The sequence below is a fragment of the Mycoplana ramosa genome, from assembly GCF_041930185.1.
GTDB lineage: Bacteria > Pseudomonadota > Alphaproteobacteria > Rhizobiales > Rhizobiaceae > Mycoplana > Mycoplana ramosa.
In genome coordinates this window covers 127,394-148,404 of the sequence record NZ_JBHEEW010000005.1, presented here as the reverse complement: position 1 = coordinate 148,404, position 21,011 = coordinate 127,394, and the positions used below count along the sequence as shown (strand labels likewise).

Here is a 21,011-nt window from a genome sequence, read left to right as displayed (position 1 = left end):
TGGATGCCCTCTGCGGGAAACGTCCTGGATCAGGGATGGCGATCGGCACTGCCGGCCGAACCGGCGTGGGTGAGCGCCGCGACCTTCCTTACGTGCGCCACCGCTGCCGCGCCGCCGGCGGTCTTGGTGAACAGATCGTGCGTTTCCTCGTCGTCCGCCCCGACCGGCATCAGCGCCTGGTCCATGTAGACCTTTGAAGCCGGATCGCGGGAGATCCGGTAAGCGGCAGCCGTCAATCGGATGATGGTGCCTGCGAGCGCCACATGCTTGCGCAGCGTCTCCCATGCAAATTGCGGCCAGAAGATCAGCGGATGCACCTGCTTCAGCCCTGGCCGCCGCTCGGAGGGGTGCTTCAGGCGCAGAAGTCCGCTCTGCAGCGGATGCACGTTTTCAAGCGGCACCATCGTCGCGAAGGAAACGAGCAGCTTGACGAGGCTTCCGATCGGCACGCCTGTCGCAGCCGCGCGGCGCAGCAGCGTCTGCATGTGCTCGGGCGAGTAATAGAGCCGCCATGCCTCGCGATATATGCCCTCCCACGCTTCCCGGCTCATCTTAGGATGCGCCGTGCACACATGCTCGACGTCATACACGTTGAGATCGGCCCGCATCTCCACGCCGCTTTTCCAGAGCTTCTGGTGATCCTCCGAACCCGGCAATGGCGTGAGGATGAAGAACTCGACGACGTCGATCGGCAGTTCGTGTTGAATGATGGCGATGTCGCGCCGGATGGTCTCGGGCGTATCGGCCGGAAAGCCGAGGATATAGCCTGCAAGCGTGATGATGCCCTGCGCCTTCCAGGCAAGCAGCATTTTCCTGTATTCGGTGATCTTGTTCTGGTTTTTCTTTGCCGAGGTGAGGTTGTCGGGGTTGACGTTTTCGAGACCGATGAAGACGCGGGTGACGCCGGCACGCTTTGCCTTTTCGATGAAGTTCGGGATCTTGTGGCAGAGCGTATCGACCTGGATCATCAGGCCGAGCGGGATTCGGTCCCTCTCCCGCAGTTCGATCAGGCGGTCAAAGATCGCCTCCCATTCCTTGTTGCGGGCGAAATTATCGTCGGTGATGAAGAATTTATGCACGCCCTGCGCCCAGTTCATCCGCACGAGCTTCTCGACGTCATCGGCCGAGCGGAAGCGCGACTTGCGCCCCTGCACGTTGATGATCGTGCAGAACGAACATTGATAGGGACAGCCGCGCCCGGCATCGAAGCTGGTGCTGAGGCCAAGCGTGCGGGCGACATTTTCCTTCGGCAGGAACGGAACGGGCATGCCGCCAATGCCGGGCAGGTCGTCCATGAAGTTGTAGACCGGCTCCAGCTTGTCGCCGGCGGCATCCTGCAGGATCGTGTCAAGACGACCCTCCGCCTCGCCCGCGAACATGGCGATGCCCATCTTGCGGCAGGAGTCGAGGTCCACCGCCGTGCCCTCGAGCATGGCAATGCAGCCCGACACGTGAAAGCCACCGATCGCAACCGGGATGCCGGCCCCGCGGAACGGACGCGCAATATCGAGGGCACGCGGATACTGGTTGGACTGGACCCCCACAAGCGCCACCATGCCGAAATTGGCGTGTCGCCCAAGCCGGCGCAGAAGGGCCGGGAAATCGATCCGGGTATTCGTCTCGTCGATCGCCGTTATATCGATGGCAACGTCCGGGCCGAGCACCTTGCGCTCGGCGGAGTCAGCGGCCAGCCCATAGAGGGCGGCCAGTGAATTCGAAGGGATCATCGGCCGCCACCAGCGGATCACGTAGCCATCGTCGTCATAGTGGGACGGCTTGATCAGGATGAGCTGGAAACGTCTCCCCTTGGCTTGCGAAACAGGCGCCATGCTATCCCTTTCGCGTCAGTGACCCAATCTAGCAGAGCCCCTTGGGCGCATCCAGACGTGCATCGCGTCCGGTTGTCAAGGATGCCTCATCGAGGTGACGGGCTGCGACCCAGCGGGTCAATTCCCTAAACCCGCCTGCTCCGGCTCCTCCGCCGCCAGTCGCAACAACACCGCGCCCTCGCTGACCTGGTCGCCCGGCGCGACCGGTACGGCCTCGACGACGCCGTCGCGCGGCGCGGTCAGCACCAGTTCCATCTTCATCGCCTCCATGGTCACGAGCGGGTCACCCTTCGTAACGGCGGCACCGGCGGCCACGGCGACGAGGCGGACGAGCCCGGGCATCGGCGCGGCCACGACGTCGCCGCCTGCCTCCTCCTCGCCGTGCAGGCCGGCCGTCTCTTCCGTGTGGAACAGGTGGCTCGCTCCCTCCGCAAACAGCGTGATGGCGCGCCCGTCCCGGACCACGACGGCCTCCACGACCCGGTCGCCGAAGTCGGCCAGCACCGTCCCCTCGCCCTCGGAGCGAAGGATCGTAAGCCCGAGCCGCTTCCCGCCGCTTTCGACCTCGAAGCGGCGCCGGTCCGATGGCGCGACCCGGAACTCCAGCGTTTCGCCTTCGTGCTCGACGAAGACCACTTGCCAGCCCTGCCCCCACAGCCGGAAGCCGATCAGGCGGCTCCAGGGGTCCGGGTCGATGGCGGGCTCCAGCAGGTCGAGTGCGGCAATCGCCGCAAGCGCCAGCACCCGCGGACCGGCCGGCGGGTTCGGCAGAAGTGCCGCGGCCTCGCGGCCGATCAGGCCGGTATCGACGTCGGCGGCCGCAAAATGCGGCTCCCGGCAGAGGCGGCCGAGGAAGCCGGTGTTGGTGGTCACCCCGGCGATCCGGCACTGCGCCAGCGCCGCCGCGAGCCGGCCAAGCGCCGCAGTGCGATCCGGGCCATGGGCGATCACCTTGGCGATCATCGGGTCGTAAAAGGCGGTGATCTCGTCGCCGGCGCGGACGCCGGAATCGACGCGAACGCCCTCGGGCGTATCGAAGCGCACGAGCCGGCCGGTGGCGGGCAGGAAGTCGCGCGCCGGGTTTTCGGCATAGATCCGTGCCTCGAAGGCCCAGCCGTCAATGGCGAGGTCCTCCTGGCGCTTCGGCAGCGGCTCGCCGGCGGCGACGCGCAACTGCCATTCGACGAGGTCGAGGCCGGTGATCGCCTCCGTCACCGGGTGTTCGACCTGCAGGCGAGTGTTCATCTCCATGAAGAAGAACCGGTCGGCGCGCAGCCCCTCCGAGACGTCGGCGATGAACTCGACGGTGCCGGCGCCGCTGTAGCCGATCGCCTGGGCGGCGCGCACCGCAGCCGCCCCCATCGCCGCGCGCATCTCCGCCGACATGCCGGGGGCCGGCGCCTCCTCGATCACCTTCTGGTGGCGGCGTTGCGCCGAGCAGTCGCGCTCGAACAGGTGCACAACGTTGCCGTGGTTGTCGCCGAACACCTGCACCTCGATGTGGCGCGGCTTGGCCATGTATTTTTCCACCAGCACGCGGCCGTCGCCGAACGACGCCTCGGACTCGCGCGCCGCACTGGCAAGGGCCGCGGCAAAGTCCCGTGGCCGCTCGACCTTGCGCATGCCCTTGCCGCCGCCGCCGGCGCGGGCCTTGATCAGCACCGGATAGCCGATCGCCTCGGCCTGCCGCGTGAGGAACGTCCCGTCCTGTTCCTCGCCGTGATAGCCCGGCACGACCGGCACGCCGGCCCCCTCCATCAACGCCTTGGCGGCGTCCTTCAGCCCCATGGCGCGGATCGCCGTCGCCGAGGGCCCGATGAAGACGAGCCCGGCGGCCTCGACCGTCTCGACGAAGGCGGGGTTCTCGGACAGGAAGCCGTAGCCCGGATGCACGGCCTCCGCGCCGCTCGCCTTGCAGGCGGCGAGGATCGCCTGGATGTCGAGATAACTCCGCGCCGCCTCGGCGGGGCCGATCCGGTACGCCTCGTCCGCCAGTTCGACGTGCAGCGCGCGGCGGTCCGCATCCGAATAGACGGCGACGGTCGCCACACCGAGCCTGCGCGCGGTGCGGATGATCCGGCAGGCGATTTCGCCGCGATTGGCGATCAGGATCTTCTTGAACATCGTCTCTCCCGGCTACTGCGCAGCCACCGCCTCGACCTCCAGCAGCCAGCGGTCGTCGAAGATACCGCAGATCACCACGGTCAGCGCCGGGGCGACGGCGCCGAGGTAGTCGCTGCGGATTTCCCGGTTCTGCGTCGCATACTGCCGATCGGCCAGGTACATGGTGACCTTGACGAGGTTGGATTTGTCCATTCCGGCCGCCTTGAGCTGCGCGTCAATGTTGCGCCACACCAGCCGCGCCTGCGCCTCGAACCCCTCCGGCACCTTGTCGTCCGAATCCATCGGGATCTGGCCGCTCACCAGCACCAGCCGCTTGACCTGCTCGAGCACGACCGCCTGCGAATAGCCGCCATGCGGATCGGGTGCGCTCTTGGCGTTTAAATTCTCCCGTTTCATGATCGTCCTCCAGGTGTTGGATCCAGATTCAGGAACTACATGCGGAACAGGCCGAACCGGCTCGGTTCGATCGGGGCGTTGAGGGCGGCCGAGAGCGACAGGCCGAGCACCTCGCGGCTCTTGCGTGGGTCGACGATGCCGTCGTCCCAGAGCCGCGCCGAAGCATAGAGCGGGTGGCTCTGGCGCTCGAACATCTCGATCGTCGGCCGCTTGAACTCCGCCTCCTCTTCCGCCGACCAGCTCTTGCCGCTGCGCTCGATGCCCTCGCGCCGCACCGTTGCCAGCACCCCGGCCGCCTGCTCGCCGCCCATCACCGCGATGCGGCTGTTCGGCCAGGTCCAGAGGAAGCGCGGCGAATAGGCCCGCCCGCACATGCCGTAGTTGCCGGCGCCGTAGGAGCCGCCGATCAGTATGGTGATCTTCGGCACGTTCGTCGTCGCCACCGCCGTCACCAGCTTGGCGCCGTGCTTGGCAATGCCGTCGGCCTCGTATTTGCGCCCGACCATGAAGCCGGTGATGTTCTGCAGGAAGATGAGCGGCACCGAACGCTGCGTACACAGCTCGATGAAATGCGCTCCCTTCAGCGCCGCTTCCGAGAACAGCACGCCGTTGTTGGCGAGGATGCCGACCGGCAGGCCGTGGATGGCGGCAAAGCCGCAGACGAGCGTGGTGCCGAAGCGCGCCTTGAACTCGTCGAAGCGCGAGCCGTCGACGATGCGGGCGATCACCTCGCGCACATCGTAGGGGATCTTCGTGTCGGCGGGCACGATGCCCAGAATTTCCTCCGGATCGTAGAGCGGCGGCTCGCCGTTGCCCTTTTGCGGCAGCGGCGGCTTGCGGGCGTTGAGGTCGGCGGCGATCCGCCGGGCGATCGCCAGCGCGTGGGCGTCGTCGCGGGCGAGATGGTCGGCGACGCCGGAAAGCCTCGTGTGGACGTCGCCGCCGCCGAGGTCCTCGGCCGTGACGACCTCGCCGGTGGCCGCCTTCACCAATGGCGGACCGGCGAGGAAGATCGTGCCCTGGTTCTGGACGATCACCGTCTCGTCGCTCATCGCCGGCACATAGGCGCCGCCGGCGGTGCAACTGCCCATGACGACGGCGATCTGGGCGATGCCCTTCGCCGACATCTGCGCCTGGTTGTAGAAGATGCGGCCGAAGTGGTCGCGATCGGGGAACACCTCGTCCTGGTTCGGCAGGTTGGCGCCGCCGGAATCGACGAGATAGAGGCAGGGCAGCCGATTTTGTTCGGCGATCTCCTGGGCGCGCAGGTGCTTCTTCACCGTGATCGGATAATAGGTGCCGCCCTTCACCGTCGCGTCGTTGCAGACGATCATGCACTCCTGGCCGGCCACGCGACCGATGCCGGCGATCAGCCCGCCGCCCGGCGAGGCGCCGTCATAGAGGCCGTGGCCGGCGACGAGCCCGATCTCCAGGAAGGGCGAGCCGGGATCGATGAGTTGCGCCACGCGGTCGCGGGGCAGCAGCTTGCCGCGCCCGAGATGGCGCTCGCGCGCCTTCGCCCCGCCGCCTTCGAAGGCGACCTCCGCCGCGACTTGCGCGGTGGCGATCGCTGAAAGCATCGCCTGGCGGTTGGCTGAAAAGGTCTCGCCGCGCGGGACGATGTTGGTGCGCAGCACCGCCATCACGCGGTCTCCTGGAAGATCTCGCGGCCAATCAGCATGCGGCGGATCTCCGAGGTGCCGGCGCCGATCTCGTAGAGCTTGGCGTCGCGCAGCAGTCGCCCGGTCGGGTAGTCGTTGATGTAGCCGTTGCCGCCGAGCGCCTGGATCGCCTGCAGCGCAGCTTGCGTCGCCTGTTCGGCGGCGTAGAGGATGCAGCCGGCGGCATCCTTGCGGGTGGTCTCGCCGCGGTCGCAGGCGGCGGCCACCGCATAGACATAGGCGCGCGCCGAATTGAGCGCGACATACATGTCGGCCACCTTGCCCTGCATCAGCTGGAACTCGCCGATCGGACGCTCGAACTGGCGTCGCTCGTGCACGTACGGAACCACCACGTCGAGGCACGCGGCCATGATGCCGAGCGACCCGCCGGACAAGACCACCCGCTCGTAGTCGAGGCCGGACATCAGCACGTTGACGCCGCGGCCCTCGCCGCCCAGCACGTTCTCGGCCGGCACCGCGCAGTCGGCAAACAGCAGCTCGCAGGTGTTGGAGCCGCGCATGCCAAGCTTGTCGAGTTTTTGCGCCGTAGAGAAGCCGGCAAAGCCCTTCTCGACCAGGAAGGCGGTGATGCCGCGCGGGCCAGCCTCCGGATCGGTCTTGGCATAGACGACCAGCACGTCGGCATCCGGGCCGTTGGTGATCCACATCTTGTTGCCGTTCAAGACGTAGCGGTCGCCCTTCTTCTCGGCCCGCAGCTTCATCGACACGACGTCGGAGCCGGCCCCGGGCTCCGACATGGCGAGCGCGCCGACATGCTCGCCGGCGATCAGCTTCGGCAGGTACCTGGCCCGCTGCGCCTCCGTACCGTTCCGCATGATCTGGTTGACGCAGAGGTTGGAGTGGGCGCCGTAGCTCAAGCCCACCGAAGCCGAGGCGCGGCTGATCTCCTCCATCGCCACGCAATGGGCGATATAGCCCATCGCCGCCCCGCCATAGTCTTCCGCAGCGGTGATGCCGAGCAGGCCGAGATCGCCCATCTGCCGCCACAGCGACGGCGGAAAGGCGTTGTTGCGGTCGATGTCGGCGGCGATCGGTGCGATCCGCTCCGTGGCGAAGCGGCGCACGGTCTCCCGCAGCGCCTCGATATCTTCGCCCAGCCCGAAGCTCATGCCGGCTGTGTACATGGTCAGGTCCTCCCGCGGCGGCAGCCTTCGCCCTCTGGGCGAGAGAACTGCCCGAATTGCAACACGCTGCGGCGCCCGGCCGGTTCGCGCCGAGAATTCGCGCGTCCGATTGCCGTCCTGCCCGATGGCGCTCCTCCACAGGCGCCAGCATTTCGACAGGGTGCCATTTTCTCGCGGCGAGTGCGATCCCCATTTTATCCACGCAGGCGTACGCGCCTCGAACCGGCGCAAATCCGAGCCTTGCGCCGCAGGCCCGGAAGAAGACGAAAAAAGCTGCATGAAGCCTATTGACGCCGTGCCGCTTTTTTGGTCTATGCGCCCACATCGGATGGGCGTGTAGCTCAGCGGGAGAGCACTACGTTGACATCGTAGGGGTCACAGGTTCAATCCCTGTCACGCCCACCATTCGAATTTAAAAGGGCTTAGCGGGCAACCGCTGAGCCCTTTGTTTTTGCTCATTTATCCGAGGCGCCTGCCATGAGATCCGTCAGGCCCGGCCACGCCGGCGAACGACCCGAACAGCGCTTCCACCAGTCGATGCTTGCCCTTTACGATACCTGCGCCACCCTCGGCTTCCGGCCGGTGCTGTTCCGGCGCTACGTGATCTTGCACGGTGGCGTCGCCGCGGCCAGGGAACTGGTCTTCAAACCGGGCACGACGGGGCTCGAGCGATTGATCGATCTCGGCAGGCCGGAGCTTTCGATGGAGGCGACGATGCTGCAGCCGGAATTCCAGGCGCTGTTTTCGGCCGACGAACTGAAGGAAGCCCGCGAACGGCTGGCGAACGCCAACCGCTCCCGCTCGCGCGGCCGCCTGACCGCGCAATCGACCGCACGACAAACGAAGCCGGATTAAGCGTTCTTTTAGGACGGCTCGGCCAACGCCGCCAAGCCGGAGTGCCTCACCGCGGCGGTGAGGCGGGCTCGTCCGCCTGGTCGAAGATGAGGCCCGAATCGGGGCCGCCTCCGAGCCGTTCCTGCTGCGGCGTCAGCGTCAGCAGATCGATGGGGGTTGCAACCGTCGTTGCCGCGACCCTGCCGATGCCGCCCGCCGTGCCGGCGACCACGGCGGTGATGCCCTCACCGAGCGTGACGTCCGAATCCGTCAGCGTCTGGCCGTTGACGAGGCGCTCGCCGATCAACTGGACGATCTGCGGGCTCTCGGCGAACTTGCCGTGAGCCAGGCGATCGCCGGATTTCACCTTGGTCAGGTCGACGACCGTGATGCCGGCCTTTTCGAACTGGGCGCGGTAGGGCTCGTCGGCCGGATTGACCTGGCCGAGCCGCTGGATGTCGCCCGAGATGAAGCGGGACAGGGCGAGCGCCTTGTCGTCCTGCGAGACGAAGATGGTGAAATTCGGCTTCTTGCCGCCGAGTTCCGACCACTGCCGCGCGAACACGTCGATGTCGATGTCTGGCGAGGCGAGAACGACGTTCTCGATCTTCGGCGCGACCCGGCCGTCGCGGATCGACATCTGGCGCAGCGATTCCATCGCCAGCCAGGTGCCCATCGAATGGGCGAGGATGGTGATGTCCGTGACGTCCTTATTGTTCTGGAGCACGTGCAGCAGCCGCTCCAGGCCGGTGCGCGAGTAGTTGGTGCTCTCCTTGTCGTAGTTATAGTCGAACACCCGGGCGCGCGAGGGCCAGGTAAACAGGATCGGAGTCACGTCCGCCTTCGAATCGTGCACGATCTGGGCAAAGCGGAAGACGGCGTCCTCGTAGCGGTTGTTGAAGCCATGCACGAACACCATCACATGGCCGTTCCGGTTGTGCATGCGCAGCCAGTTCTCGCCGCTTTCGATCGACGGCAGCTGCTTCACCCGCAGAACCGCGAAATCCCTTGACGGATCGGGCGGCGACGTCTTCGGCCACTGGACCGAGCCGACCTTGCGCCTGCTGGCGGGCGGAATCGAGACGGCGATCTCGGTCAGGTAGGGACGCGCGCTGCGTTCGCCGGAAAAAAGCGTGTTCGGATCGCCGGAGGGCGTGCGCGTGGTCGCCACCAGCATTTCGACGGTCGAGGTGCCCGGCACGGCAGCGGTCTCGGCGACCGGCACCATGAAACCCTTCTTGCCACCGCACGCCGCCAGAGCCACCGAAAGAAACAGGACGACTGCTACCCGCCAGGCACCACGCATTCCGGCACTCCCCCTGTTGCCGCCATGATGCCCCCCGACCGGCCACTCCACCGGCGGAGCGGCACCGCTCCTGCTGCATTGATTTAACCGGCGTTCTCTTTGCAGGCAATCGGATATCGCGGCAATGGCAGTGCCGGGAGTAGACAGCCCGCATATCGCCTGCGCTTCAGAGACGGGTGCGGCCAGTCAAGCGCCCTTCCCCTCGCGAGTGCCTCAGCCAGCTTGTCCTCACCACTCGGCGACGCTGCCATCGGGGTGCCGCCAGACCGGATTTCGCCAGCGATGGCCCTCCCTGGCGCGCTCGGCAACGTAGGCCTCGTCCACCTCGATGCCGAGGCCGGGCCCCTGCGGGATCGAGACGAAGCCGTCGGCATAGTGGAACACCTCCTTGTTGGCGACGTAGTCGAGAATGTCGTTGCCCTGGTTGTAGTGGATGCCGAGGCTCTGTTCCTGGATGAAGGCGTTGTAGGAGACGGCGTCGATCTGCAGGCAGGCGGCGAGCGCGATCGGCCCGAGCGGGCAATGCGGCGCCAGCGCGACGTCGTAGGCCTCGGCCATCGCCGCGATCTTGCGGCATTCGGTGATGCCGCCGGCGTGCGACAGGTCCGGCTGGATGATGTCGACATAGCCGTCCGAGAGCACCGACTTGAAGTCCCAGCGCGAATAGAGGCGCTCGCCGAGTGCGATCGGCGTCGAGCAATGGTTGGCGATCTCCTTCAGCGCCTCGCGGTTTTCGGAGAGCACCGGCTCCTCGATGAACATCAGCTTGAAAGGTTCGAGCTCCTTCGCCAGCACCTTGGCCATCGGCTTGTGGACGCGGCCGTGGAAATCGACGCCGATGCCGATGTGCGGGCCGATCGCCTCGCGGATGGCGGCGATCGTCTCGACCGCCTTCTCCACCTTTTCCCAGGTGTCGACGATCTGCATCTCCTCGCAGCCGTTGAGCTTGATCGCCTTGAAGCCGCGGGCGACCACCTCGCGGGCGTTGTTGGCGACGTCGGAGGGGCGGTCGCCGCCGATCCAGGAATAGACCTTGATGCGGTCGCGGCACTGCCCCCCGAGCAGTGCGTGGACCGGCTGGCCGTAGGCCTTGCCCTTGATGTCCCACAGCGCCTGGTCGATGCCGGCGAGCGCACTCATGTGCACCGCGCCGCCGCGATAGAAGCCGCCGCGATACATCACCTGCCAATGGTCCTCGATCAGCATCGGGTCCTTGCCGACGAGATAGTCGGCAAGCTCGTGCACGGCCGCCTCGACCGTCAGCGCCCTCCCCTCGACCACCGGCTCGCCCCAGCCGGTGACGCCCTCGTCGGTCTCGACCTTCAGAAACAGCCAGCGCGGCGGGACGATATAGGTGGTGAGCTTGGTGATCTTCATGGTCGCGAGGTCCGTTGGAAGGAGGATTTGAATGATCGGGGTGCCGGCTTGGTCGCCAGTTCACGGGCTTTTGGTTAGGTGGGTGCGGCCGGCCTGGCCGCGCTGTCGCATCGCCGGCGCCAGATCGCGGGCGGCAAGGTCGAGCATACGGTGGGAGCAAGCGCGGGCCGCCGCCCCGTCGCGCAGGCGCAGCGCCTCGACGAGTTCGCGATGGATATCGAGCGCCTCGTCGCGCTTGTCGACCGCCTTGTTGGAGCAGTGCAGCGCATACTTCATCGCCGCATCGATGATGGAGGAGAGTTGGCGGAACACCCGGTTGTGGCTGGCCTTCAGCAGGAGCTCGTGGAAATGCACGTCGGCGCGGGTGAAGGCCTCGGTGTCGGCGCCGGCATCACGCATCCGCTTCCAGGCGTTTTCCAGGTCGGCGATCTCCTGAACGGTCGCGCGCTCGGCCGCGAATTCAGCCGCGACCGGCTCGACGGTGCGGCGCGTCTCGAGGATGCAGCCGAGCAGGTCGAGCTCCTCGATGCGGGGTCCCATCCATGCCAGGATCTGCGGATCGAGGATGTTCCATTCCTCCTTCTCGCACACCATCGTGCCGATGCGCGGACGGCCATGGACAAGGCCCCTGGCGGCGAGCGCCTTCAGCGATTCCCGGATCACCGTGCGGCTGACGCCATACCGGTCGCACAGATCGTTTTCCTTGGGCAGCACGCTGCCGACGGGATAGCGCTCGGAACAGATGTCGAGGCCGATCGCGGCGGTGATGTCCTTCTGGACGCGCGGCCGCCTCGGTTGGGCCGCATCGCCACCCGTTTCGCTCTTTCGTTGCGTGCTCTTCGCGTCCACGCTGCCCTCGCCGGCGCAAAGCGCGCCACTTGATCGCTCCGGACCATCCTGTCGCAATTTCATTCATCATACAATAGATGCGATGTGTATGACGATTAAGAATGCACCAGCTTCTGCCGTGAGCGACCGCGTTTGACTTTTGCCGACCCGGTGGGAAATCCGCCGATCGAGTTGCCACCGCGGCACCATCGTCGACGGCACCGCGACGATCGAGGAAGCGGGCCGCCCCATCTTCGACAAGCCATGCCCGGCATTGCGATCCCAACGCCGCTGCGCAGCGGAAATGCTTGACAGCCCGGATGCCAGGGCGTTCCGTGGTCAACGCGAAAGGCTCTCAGCCCCCATGGTCGACTGAGAACGTCGACGATACTGGAGGACGATGCAATGCCGACGATTATTGCCCACCACAACATCACCAAGGGCGCGGAACATTGGCTCAAATCACCGAAGCGCACCGCGTTTTTTGGCCAGCTTGGCATAAAGGACATTCGGACATTCGTTGACCCGCGGGATCCAACCCGCGTGGCCATCCTCATGGACGTCCCGGACATGGACGCCCTCGCAAAAGCCATGGAGAGCAAGGCCGCTGCGGAGGCGATGGACTTTGACGGCGTGGTGCCGGAGTCCCTGGTGATCCTGGTCGAGTCATAAGGTTTGGTCTGGCGTCACGCTGTGACCTGCGCAGTCTCTGGTCAGCGCCTGCACGGGGTCAGGCGACCGCCACCGCCGGCGGAGCGCGCCATCCCGCGCGCACGCCATGCCGTAGCTGATCGTAGCCGTCGACGGCGGCAACGAATACGTACCCTTCGCAGGTGGGCACGCCTGTCGAGGGAGCGAGTTTTCGGTTCAATTCCGCCGCTTAGCGAAAGCCTGCGGGAGAGCGGCCGCACAGGTCGCTCTCCACTTTGACCCGCCGATGAATGCTCTTCGTCGGAGCCAAGCATCAACACAAAACCTTTAGGCAGGTCGCATGAACCCGCTTTATCCGAGTGGCCTCAGTTGCCCGGCTTGTTCTTGATCGCCTCGTCGATCTGCTTCTTGACGGCGTCCAGATTGAAGGAGGCGGGATCCTGCATCGGCGGGTAATCGATCGCCGTCAGGGCCAGCTCCTTGACCCGATCCTGCACGGAGACGAAGCGCCAGAACTCCCGTGCGTAGAAATCGTTCATGTAGCCGCCGCCGAGGTCGTTGAGGCTTTGCTCGCTGATCGACGGTGTCCGCTCGAACGGGTCCTGGCGGATGTTGACCATGGTCGGCATGTCGGTTGTCACCTTGGCGCCCGGCCAGCCCTGCGGCTGCTGGTAGAACTGGAACTTGAAGTCGTCGATGCGGATGGCGCCGAGGTGCGGGCCACCGAAGTAGAAAAACTCGTGGCGGGCCGACGGGCCGTTGCCGGTCAGAAGGTCCAGCTGGTTGTAGCCGTCGAGATGGTTCTTGTAGGTGCGGTCGCCAAGCTGCACGCCCTTCAGCAATTGCTGCGTGACGTCGGCGTTGCCGGCGGCGGCGAGCAGCGTCGGGAACCAGTCGAGCGCCGAGAAGATGCCGTTTTCGACCGCGCCGGCTTTGACCTTGCCCGGCCAGCGGATGATCGCCGGAGCCCGGAAGCCGCCTTCCATGACGGTGCCCTTGGTGCCCTTGAACGGCGTCATGCCGCCATCGGGCCAGGTGAACACCTCCGCACCGTTGTCGGTGGTGAAAATAACGATGGTGTTGTTGGTCTCGCCCGCGTCGTCGATGCATTTCATGATCGCGCCGACGCTGTCGTCGAGCTGCGCCATGCCGGCTTCCTCGAGGCCGTAGTTGGTGTCGCTGTTCATTTGCGCCTGATATTTCGGCGACAGGAAGGTCCAGACGTGCATGCGTGTCGTGTTGTGCCAGACGAAGAAGGGTTTGTTATCGGTCTTCGCCTTGTCCATGAAATCGCAGGAGGCCTTGACCAGCACCTCGTCGAAGGTGGTCATGTCGTATTTGGCCTTGGGCATGATGTCGTGCATGTTCGGCACGTTGGTCATGTCCGGGTAGGGCGCGAGCGGGCCCTCGTCGACGATCCGCTGCTTGCCGATCTTGCCCCAGCGCGGCTGTTCGGTGGTGTCGTCGGTGTCGGATGCAAAGCTGTGCACCAGGTTCCGGGGGCCGACCTTGTCGCGGTAGGACTGGTCGTTCGGGAACGAGTACCAGTAGGGATCCGACATGGCGTCGAGGTGGTAGAGATAGCCGAAGAACTCGTCGAAGCCGTGCAGGGTGGGAAGGTATTTGTTGAGGTCGCCGAGATGGTTCTTGCCGAACTGGCCGGTGGCGTAGCCCTGCACCTTCAGGGCGGCGGCGATGGTGGCGGCCTTGTCGGGCATGCCGACGTCCGCGCCCGCCTGGCCGACCGTCGTCAAGCCCGTGCGCAGGGGAATCTCGCCGGTGATGAAGCTCGCCCGTCCGGCGGTGCAGCTCGCTTCGGCATAATAGTCGGTGAACAGCATCCCCTCCGCGGCCAGCCGGTCGAGGTTCGGCGTCTTGCCGGACATGATGCCGCGGTGATAGGCGCCGATGTTGAACCAGCCCACGTCGTCGCCCATGATGACGACGATGTTGGGCTTCGGTTCTTGCGCTACAGCAGGCACAACAACAATTGCGGCGAGTGCTGATGATAGCAGTCCAACATATAGCTTTTGCATGACATTCATGGTTCACGCTCCTCTTGAGGCTGCCAAGTCAAAGGAAAGCGCACGTCGTCCACACACCGGAGCATAGTCCCGGAGTGGAGAGCGACCGACAATGAGCTATGTTACGTTCTTGCAGGCACCGAAAAACGCTTCGCTATGCGCCCGTCGTGCCTGCTGCTAAAGATTGTTTTCCCTCAGGGGCGACAAGACTTCGTCTCTGGCAGCCTGTATACCATACCCAGTCATTGTCGTCAGCACTGTTTCCCTGAAACCCTTCGCGGTGGCGCAGTTCTGCATGTCCGCCTCGCCGCCCTTTCGCGCGCCAGTTCAGGGGCAGGCAGTCTCACCGAAGCCGCTGCCGACGGCGGTCATCGGCGCGCGCCGCCTGCGACAGGAAATTCCACGTTCCGCGACAAATAATGTCATTCCTTTCGTGACGCGGCGGGGGATTTGCGGTAGGGAACCGCTGACACCGGCAGGAATGGCGGCGCGCACGTTGCAGATCCGTGCCCGACCGCCAATTCCTGCCCGACCGGATGTGAGGACTTTGCCGATGCCAGCTTATCGCTCCCGAACCACCACCCACGGCCGCAACATGGCCGGCGCCCGCGGCCTGTGGCGCGCCACCGGCATGAAGGATGCGGACTTCGGCAAGCCGATCATCGCGGTGGTGAACTCGTTCACCCAGTTCGTGCCCGGCCACGTGCACCTGAAGGACCTCGGCCAGCTCGTCGCCCGCGAGATCGAGGCGGCCGGCGGCGTCGCCAAGGAGTTCAACACGATCGCCGTCGACGACGGCATCGCCATGGGCCATGACGGCATGCTCTACTCGCTGCCTTCGCGCGAGATCATCGCCGACAGCGTCGAATACATGGTCAACGCCCATTGCGCCGACGCCATGGTCTGCATTTCCAACTGCGACAAGATCACCCCGGGCATGCTGAACGCGGCAATGCGCCTGAACATCCCGGCCGTGTTCGTCTCCGGCGGACCGATGGAGGCCGGCAAGGTCGTGCTGCACGGCAAGACCCAGGCGCTCGACCTCGTCGACGCGATGGTTGCCGCCGCCGACGACAGCGTCTCCGACGAGGACGTCAAGGCGATCGAGCGCTCCGCCTGCCCGACCTGCGGCTCGTGCTCGGGCATGTTCACCGCCAACTCGATGAACTGCCTGACCGAGGCGCTCGGCCTGTCGCTGCCCGGAAACGGCTCGACGCTCGCCACCCACGCCGACCGCAAGCGCCTGTTCGTCGAGGCCGGCCACCTGATCGTCGACCTGGCCCGGCGCTACTACGAGCAGGACGACGAGAGCGTGCTGCCGCGCAACCTCGCCAACAGGAAGGCCTTCGAGAACGCCATGTCGCTCGACATCGCCATGGGCGGCTCGACCAACACCGTGCTGCACATCCTGGCGGCGGCCTATGAAGGCGGGATCGACTTCACGCTCGACGACATCGACCAGCTGTCGCGCAAGGTGCCGTGCCTGTCCAAGGTCGCCCCGGCCAAGGCCGACGTGCACATGGAGGACGTGCACCGTGCCGGCGGCATCATGCGCATTCTGGGCGAACTCGACCGCGGCGGCCTGATCCACCGCGATACCCCGACCGTGCATGCCGCGACGCTTGGCGACGCCATCGATCGCTGGGACATTTCCCGCACCAACAGCGAGACGGTCCGCACCTTCTTCCGCGCGGCACCGGGCGGCATCCCCACCCAGGTCGCGTTCAGCCAGGAAGCCCGCTGGGACGAGCTCGACACCGACGGCGAGAACGGCGTCATCCGCTCGGTCGAGCACCCCTTCTCCAAGGACGGCGGGCTGGCAGTGCTGAAGGGCAACATCGCGCTCGACGGCTGCATCGTGAAGACGGCCGGCGTCGATGAATCGATCCTGAAGTTCACCGGCCCGGCGGTCGTCTTCGAAAGCCAGGACGCAGCCGTGAAGGGCATTCTCGGCGGCGAGGTCAAGGCCGGCGACGTCGTCGTCATCCGTTACGAGGGCCCGAAGGGCGGCCCCGGCATGCAGGAAATGCTCTATCCGACGAGCTACCTGAAGTCGAAGGGTCTCGGCAAGGCCTGCGCGCTCGTTACCGACGGCCGGTTCTCGGGCGGCACCTCGGGCCTGTCGATCGGCCACGCCTCGCCGGAAGCGGCGCAAGGCGGCGCGATCGGCCTCGTGCGCCAGGGCGACATCATCGAGATCGACATCCCCAACCGTACGATCAACCTGGCGGTGTCGGAAGGCGAACTCGCCGCCCGCCGCGCCGAACAGGACAAGCTCGGCTGGAAGCCGGCGCAGCCGCGCAAGCGCAACGTGACGACGGCGCTGAAGGCCTATGCCGCCTTCGCCAGCTCGGCGGACCTCGGCGCCGTGCGCATCCTGCCGGAATAAGCGGCACAAGCAACGTCGCAAGCATTCGAAAGGGCCGCTGATCGAAACCAGCGGCCGTTTCGCCACTGGCCAAAGGCCCCCGCCGCTCTCCCCCTCATTGAGCAGCCTCCAGCGGCTCCGTCATCTCGGACTCGATCCGGCATCCAGTGCGCGCAAGTCCTTGCGCGCGAAGGACTTTTTCGCGCCGCAGACGCGGCGCTGCTGGATCCCGGCTCAGGGCAGGATGGCGGAAGCAGGAGCGTTCGCCACTCTGCAAGAATCCAGAGGGCAGATGATGAAACCGAAACCGAGCACCACGCTGGCTGTGCCAGCGACATTCATCCCGCTCCTCGCTAAAGCACAATGCCCCGGTGCGCGACGAAATCCGCCATGGCGCGGTCCTCGACCTGGGATAGCTGGATGTTCCGGATCGTCGTGGTCATCCGGTCGGTAATCAGTTTGCTGGTCAGCGTGTAGATCGCGCCGCGGGCCAGCTTCGCCGCAAATTCCTGTTCAGATTTGCTGTAGTAGTGGTTCAGCTGCAGGAACGCATTGGAGTAGAAGCCGGGCTGCTCGCGCTCCTTGCCCGCAGCGCGCTTGCCGGCGTCATTGCAGGCGATGTTGCCGTATGAGCGCGTCTTGAAGCTGTGAACGCTGGCCTGCACCACCTCGCAGGGATCGACAATGCATTTGAAGTTGCTCGCGTGCTTCAGCCGGCTCATCGGGTCGGCGCTGCGCATCGTGTAGCTCAGCGCCACCGGCGCGTCCGGCTTCGTCCTGTGCCCGCTCGTGCCGAACATGTGCCAGGGCAACGCCACATTCGGAAAGCCGCCCGTCGCGGCGAGCGCCTCCTCGACTGTCGAGCCCTGCCTCGGCAAGAGGAACTCATCGGCATCGATGAACGCCATGTGTCGATAGTCGCCGCCAAAGTTCTGAATGGCGTGGGCAAAGGCAACGACCTGCCAGTCGATCAGCCGGTCCAGCTTCGGTGCGACAACGCCACCGCTCCAAGGCAGCAGCGTGAAGGCCTCGGGTGGCAGCGTGCGGCGGATCTCGTCGGTCGTTTCATCGGTCGATCCATGATCGTAGAGAATGAAATAGCGAACGCCGACCGCCCTGTGGAAACGCAGCCATTCGGCGATGTACGCCGCCTCGTTCTTGACGCAGGCCACAATCGCGATGCCGTGCCGGCCCGGTCTCGGCACCGGCGGCGCGAATGAGAGGGCGATGATGCCCTTCTTCTTCCATCGGAACCAGCTCATGCTCTGCCCCCGGCGAAAGCGTTTTCGATGGCGTCGAAACACCGCGGATGGCTGCTTCCGGAAGTCATGGCTGAGCTGGAAATCCTGTCATTCGGCCGCATTGATGCTGGCAGCGGGGTGCCGACCAAGCTCGCCCCTGAAGTATTCGATCGTCTTGACGAGGCCGTCGCGCAATGCGGTTTGCGGTTGCCAGTCCAGCAGGCGGCTCGCCTTGCCGATATCCGGCCGGCGTCGTCTGGGATCGTCGGTCGGAAGCGGCAGGCGAATGATCCGGGAGCCGGAGCCCGTGATGTCGAGAACCAGCCGGGCAAGCTCTTCCATGCTGAACTCGATGGGATTGCCGAGATTGACCGGCCCCTCGGCGGTCGGGCTCTGCATCAACCGGTCGATGCCGCGGATGAGATCGTCGGCGTAGCAGAAGGATCGCGTCTGCGTTCCGTCACCATAGAGCGTCAGCGGCTGGCCGAGCAGTGCCTGCACGATGAAGTTCGACACCACGCGGCCATCGTCGCAGCGCATGCGGGGCCCGTAGGTGTTGAAGATCCGCGCCATTCGCAGCGTCAGGCCGCGTTCCCTCGCAAAATCGGTGCACAGCGTCTCGGCGAAGCGCTTCCCTTCATCGTAGCAGGACCGCGGCCCGATGGGGTTGACATTGCCCCAATAGTCTTCGCGTTGCGGATGGACATGCGGGTCACCATAGACCTCCGAGGTGGAGGCCTGGAAGACGCGCGCGCCGTCCCGCTCGGCCCTGCGAAGGACGTTCCAGACGCCGGTGGAATTGACGAGTGCGGTCGAAACCGCATCAGCTTGATAGTGGACGGGCGAGGCCGGACAGGCGAGGTTGTAGATTTCGCTGAACGCCGGAAGGGCATCGGGGATGCCGTCGATAATGTCGTGCCGGACAAAGGTCAGGCGAGTGTTCGCCTCCAGATTGGTAAGATTTTCGCGGCGGCCGGTCTGTAAATTGTCGAGGCAAAATACATGGTTGCCACGGGAGGCAAGCAGCTCGGCCAAGTGCGACCCGAGAAAGCCGGCACCCCCTGTGATGAGGATATTCCGGTTTTCCGAGACCTCCCTCTGGTCCATCCACAATCGCTTGAAGCTCACCAATGCACTCCGCTCAAGGGCGAGCGCAACACGATCCCGCAATTTCCGTCTCGACGCACGCCGCTTCACCCGTGTCAGTCTGCCTGAAGAAACCCGGCCGCGAGCAAACTTATCTGGAATTTCAACCGTTGCGTCAATTGCCCCCAAGAGACGACTGCTGGTTTGCACGCAAATTTCTCAAACTTGACTCACGACGGCCCCCGGCTTTCTCGCAAGCGACGGCCGCGGGGCCCAAAGATTCGATTTTTTGACATGGTAGTGTCGGAAAGCTGCCCCATGCTTCGTCAACAATCCGGGGCTTCGGAACAAATGCCAAATCCCGGAGATTTGCCACGATCACCCAATGTTGACATCAACTCTTAATGGCAAAATGCCTGACAAAGAGGAGTTACGCGCATGAGACCGAACCACGAGGTCGTCTCCCGCGAAGATTGGCTGGAGGCCCGCAAGGCGCTCTTGGCCGTGGAGAAGGAAGAAACGAAGTTGCGCGACAAGGTGCGCGCCGAACGTCTGGCCCTGCCCTGGGTCAAGGTCGACAAGGCCTACAGCTTCGATACGCCCGAGGGAAGGAAGACGCTGGCCGATCTGTTCGACGGCCGCAGCCAGCTGATGGTCTATCACTTCATGTTCGGCCCGGATTGGCAGGCCGGCTGCCGCGGTTGCTCCTTCGTGGCCGACCACATCGACGGCATGCTGCCGCACCTGAACCATCACGACGTGACGATGGTTTGCGTCTCGCGCGCGCCGCTCGACAAAATCGAGGCCTACAAGAAGCGCATGGGATGGAAGTTCCCGTGGTACTCCTCGTACGGCAGCGACTTCAATTTCGACTACCAGGTCTCCTTCACCAAGGAAGAACTTGCCGGCGAGAAAGTCTACTACAACTATCGCGAAACGCCCTCGGCCGACGCCCATGACGAACTGCCGGGCATGAGCGCCTTCTTCCGCGACGAGGCGGGCGACATCTATCATACCTATTCCGAATATGCGCGTGGCGGAGAGGAGATCCTCGGCACGCTGATGGTGCTGGACCGGGCACCGAAGGGTCGCAACGAGACCGGAACGCTGAGCTTCGTCAAGCGGCACGACGAATACGACGACGCGCCGCAGGCCCAGCCCTGCCGCGGATGACCGCGGAGGTCGAAAATTCCGGCTGTCGTCCACCCGTGATTGACTGCAGCCGGCGCCGTCCTATCTCCGCACGTGCTTGCATTGGGCCAAACAAAACCGGAGGAACCAATGTCCACGAACCAGGGAGAATTCGTCTGGTACGAACTGATGACCACCGACATCGCCGCCGCCGAGCGGTTCTACAAATCCGTCGTCGGCTGGACCGCCAAGGATGCCGGCATGCCGGACATGACATACACTCTCTTCTCCGCCGGTGAACGGATGATCGCCGGGCTGATGGCGATGCCTAAGGACGCCGAGGGCATGCCGCCGGGCTGGATAGGCTATATCTACGCCGACGATGTCGATGCGACGGCGAAGGAGGTCGCCGCGAGGGGCGGCAAGGTCCATCGCCAGCCGGACGACATCCCCGGTGTCGGCCGCTTCGCCGTCGTCGGCGATCCGACCGGGGCGGTGTTCTGCCTGTTCAGCTCGACCAGCGAAGAGGGCCAGGATGCGGACCGCGCGGCACCCGGCCAGGTCGGCTGGCACGAACTGATGGCTGGCGACCTGAACACCGCCTGGACTTTCTATTCCTCGCTCTTCGGCTGGGAAAAGGACCAGGCCCTCGACATGGGCGAGATGGGCATCTACCAGATCTTCAAGGTCAACGGCCAGCCATCCGGCGGCATGATGACGAAGCCGAAGGACCTGCCGGCGCCGCCCTACTGGGGCTATTACTTCAATGTCGACGCCATCGATGCCGCGGTCGAGCGCGTCAACGCCGGCGGCGGCAGGGTGGTGATGGGACCGATGGAGGTCCCCGGCGGCAGCTGGATCATCAACGCCGTCGATCCGCAGGGCGCCCACTTCTCATTGGTCGCGCCGAAGCGCTGACGGGTTGCAAGGCCATCGGCATCACAACGGCTCCCTGCAGACGGCAAGGCCCGTCGCGGGGAGAAACACGGCCGGGCCCGACGGAATCTGGC

The 21,011-nt window shown here is 65.1% G+C and carries 16 protein-coding genes and 1 tRNA gene; 6 read left to right on the top strand and 11 right to left on the bottom strand.

Annotation, left to right across the window (positions count from 1 at the left end; translation table 11 throughout):
* Positions 1-29 precede the first annotated feature (29 nt).
* The 5 genes from JNC62_RS08180 to JNC62_RS08160 all read right to left on the bottom strand — a co-directional run bounded on the left by JNC62_RS08180 (position 30) and on the right by JNC62_RS08160 (position 7,140).
* The gene (locus tag JNC62_RS08180; protein WP_374837684.1) at positions 30-1,829 is read right to left on the bottom strand and encodes a B12-binding domain-containing radical SAM protein; all 1,800 of its coding nucleotides are present in this window, start codon (positions 1,827-1,829) and stop codon (positions 30-32) included.
* 117 nt (positions 1,830-1,946) lie between these two features.
* Positions 1,947-3,953 (bottom strand): acetyl/propionyl/methylcrotonyl-CoA carboxylase subunit alpha, encoded by a 2,007-nt coding sequence (locus tag JNC62_RS08175; protein ID WP_374837682.1) that lies wholly within the window; start codon positions 3,951-3,953, stop codon positions 1,947-1,949.
* A 12-nt stretch (positions 3,954-3,965) separates the two neighbouring features.
* Positions 3,966-4,349 (bottom strand): RidA family protein, encoded by a 384-nt coding sequence (locus tag JNC62_RS08170; protein ID WP_374837680.1) that lies wholly within the window; start codon positions 4,347-4,349, stop codon positions 3,966-3,968.
* 35 nt (positions 4,350-4,384) lie between these two features.
* The gene (locus JNC62_RS08165) at positions 4,385-5,992 is read right to left on the bottom strand and encodes a carboxyl transferase domain-containing protein (protein WP_374837679.1); all 1,608 of its coding nucleotides are present in this window, start codon (positions 5,990-5,992) and stop codon (positions 4,385-4,387) included.
* Positions 5,992-7,140 (bottom strand): isovaleryl-CoA dehydrogenase, encoded by a 1,149-nt coding sequence (locus JNC62_RS08160; protein ID WP_374837907.1) that lies wholly within the window; start codon positions 7,138-7,140, stop codon positions 5,992-5,994. The genes JNC62_RS08165 and JNC62_RS08160 overlap by 1 nt, the downstream gene beginning before the upstream one ends.
* Before the next feature lie 345 nt (positions 7,141-7,485).
* On the opposite strand from JNC62_RS08160, the gene JNC62_RS08155 reads away from it, so the two are divergent.
* Together JNC62_RS08155 and JNC62_RS08150 are read left to right on the top strand one after the other, a co-directional pair.
* A tRNA-Val gene (locus tag JNC62_RS08155) sits at positions 7,486-7,560 on the top strand.
* A gap of 72 nt (positions 7,561-7,632) precedes the next feature.
* Positions 7,633-8,010, top strand: a complete 378-nt coding sequence (locus JNC62_RS08150; RefSeq protein ID WP_374837677.1) for a hypothetical protein — start codon at positions 7,633-7,635, stop codon at positions 8,008-8,010.
* Positions 8,011-8,056: 46 nt separating this feature from the next.
* Here JNC62_RS08150 and JNC62_RS08145 read toward each other — a convergent pair whose 3' ends face one another.
* From JNC62_RS08145 to JNC62_RS08135, 3 genes are all read right to left on the bottom strand, one after another.
* Positions 8,057-9,295, bottom strand: coding sequence for an alpha/beta hydrolase (locus JNC62_RS08145; protein ID WP_374837675.1), 1,239 nt, complete (start codon positions 9,293-9,295; stop codon positions 8,057-8,059).
* 228 nt (positions 9,296-9,523) lie between these two features.
* Positions 9,524-10,672 carry a galactonate dehydratase gene (dgoD, locus tag JNC62_RS08140; RefSeq protein WP_374837673.1) on the bottom strand — a complete coding sequence of 383 codons (1,149 nt, stop codon included), beginning with the start codon at positions 10,670-10,672 and terminating at the stop codon, positions 9,524-9,526.
* Positions 10,673-10,732: 60 nt separating this feature from the next.
* Entirely contained in the window at positions 10,733-11,521 is a 789-nt protein-coding gene (locus JNC62_RS08135) for a FadR/GntR family transcriptional regulator (protein ID WP_374837671.1), read from the bottom strand.
* A 384-nt stretch (positions 11,522-11,905) separates the two neighbouring features.
* Here JNC62_RS08135 and JNC62_RS08130 point away from each other — a divergent pair, with 384 nt between their 5' ends.
* Complete coding sequence (locus tag JNC62_RS08130; protein ID WP_374837669.1) at positions 11,906-12,172, top strand: hypothetical protein; 267 nt, start codon at positions 11,906-11,908, stop codon at positions 12,170-12,172.
* Positions 12,173-12,516: 344 nt separating this feature from the next.
* Here JNC62_RS08130 and JNC62_RS08125 read toward each other — a convergent pair whose 3' ends face one another.
* A complete protein-coding gene (locus JNC62_RS08125) occupies positions 12,517-14,187 on the bottom strand; it encodes an arylsulfatase (protein ID WP_374837906.1) in 1,671 nt (556 codons plus the stop codon).
* Positions 14,188-14,728: 541 nt separating this feature from the next.
* Here JNC62_RS08125 and ilvD point away from each other — a divergent pair.
* Positions 14,729-16,564 (top strand): dihydroxy-acid dehydratase, encoded by a 1,836-nt coding sequence (gene ilvD / locus JNC62_RS08120; protein WP_374837667.1) that lies wholly within the window; start codon positions 14,729-14,731, stop codon positions 16,562-16,564.
* Between the two features lie 332 nt (positions 16,565-16,896).
* On the opposite strand, the gene JNC62_RS08115 is transcribed toward ilvD, so the two are convergent.
* Together JNC62_RS08115 and JNC62_RS08110 are read right to left on the bottom strand one after the other, a co-directional pair.
* Positions 16,897-17,805 (bottom strand): glycosyltransferase family 92 protein, encoded by a 909-nt coding sequence (locus tag JNC62_RS08115; protein ID WP_374837665.1) that lies wholly within the window; start codon positions 17,803-17,805, stop codon positions 16,897-16,899.
* An 87-nt stretch (positions 17,806-17,892) separates the two neighbouring features.
* Positions 17,893-18,891: a UDP-glucuronic acid decarboxylase family protein gene (locus tag JNC62_RS08110; protein ID WP_374837904.1), complete on the bottom strand. Its 999-nt coding sequence runs from the start codon at positions 18,889-18,891 to the stop codon at positions 17,893-17,895.
* 417 nt (positions 18,892-19,308) lie between these two features.
* On the opposite strand from JNC62_RS08110, the gene JNC62_RS08105 reads away from it, so the two are divergent.
* Both JNC62_RS08105 and JNC62_RS08100 read left to right on the top strand, forming a co-directional pair.
* A complete protein-coding gene (locus JNC62_RS08105; RefSeq protein ID WP_374837663.1) occupies positions 19,309-20,043 on the top strand; it encodes a DUF899 domain-containing protein in 735 nt (244 codons plus the stop codon).
* 108 nt (positions 20,044-20,151) lie between these two features.
* Positions 20,152-20,919: a VOC family protein gene (locus tag JNC62_RS08100; protein WP_374837662.1), complete on the top strand. Its 768-nt coding sequence runs from the start codon at positions 20,152-20,154 to the stop codon at positions 20,917-20,919.
* Positions 20,920-21,011: the final 92 nt, after the last annotated feature.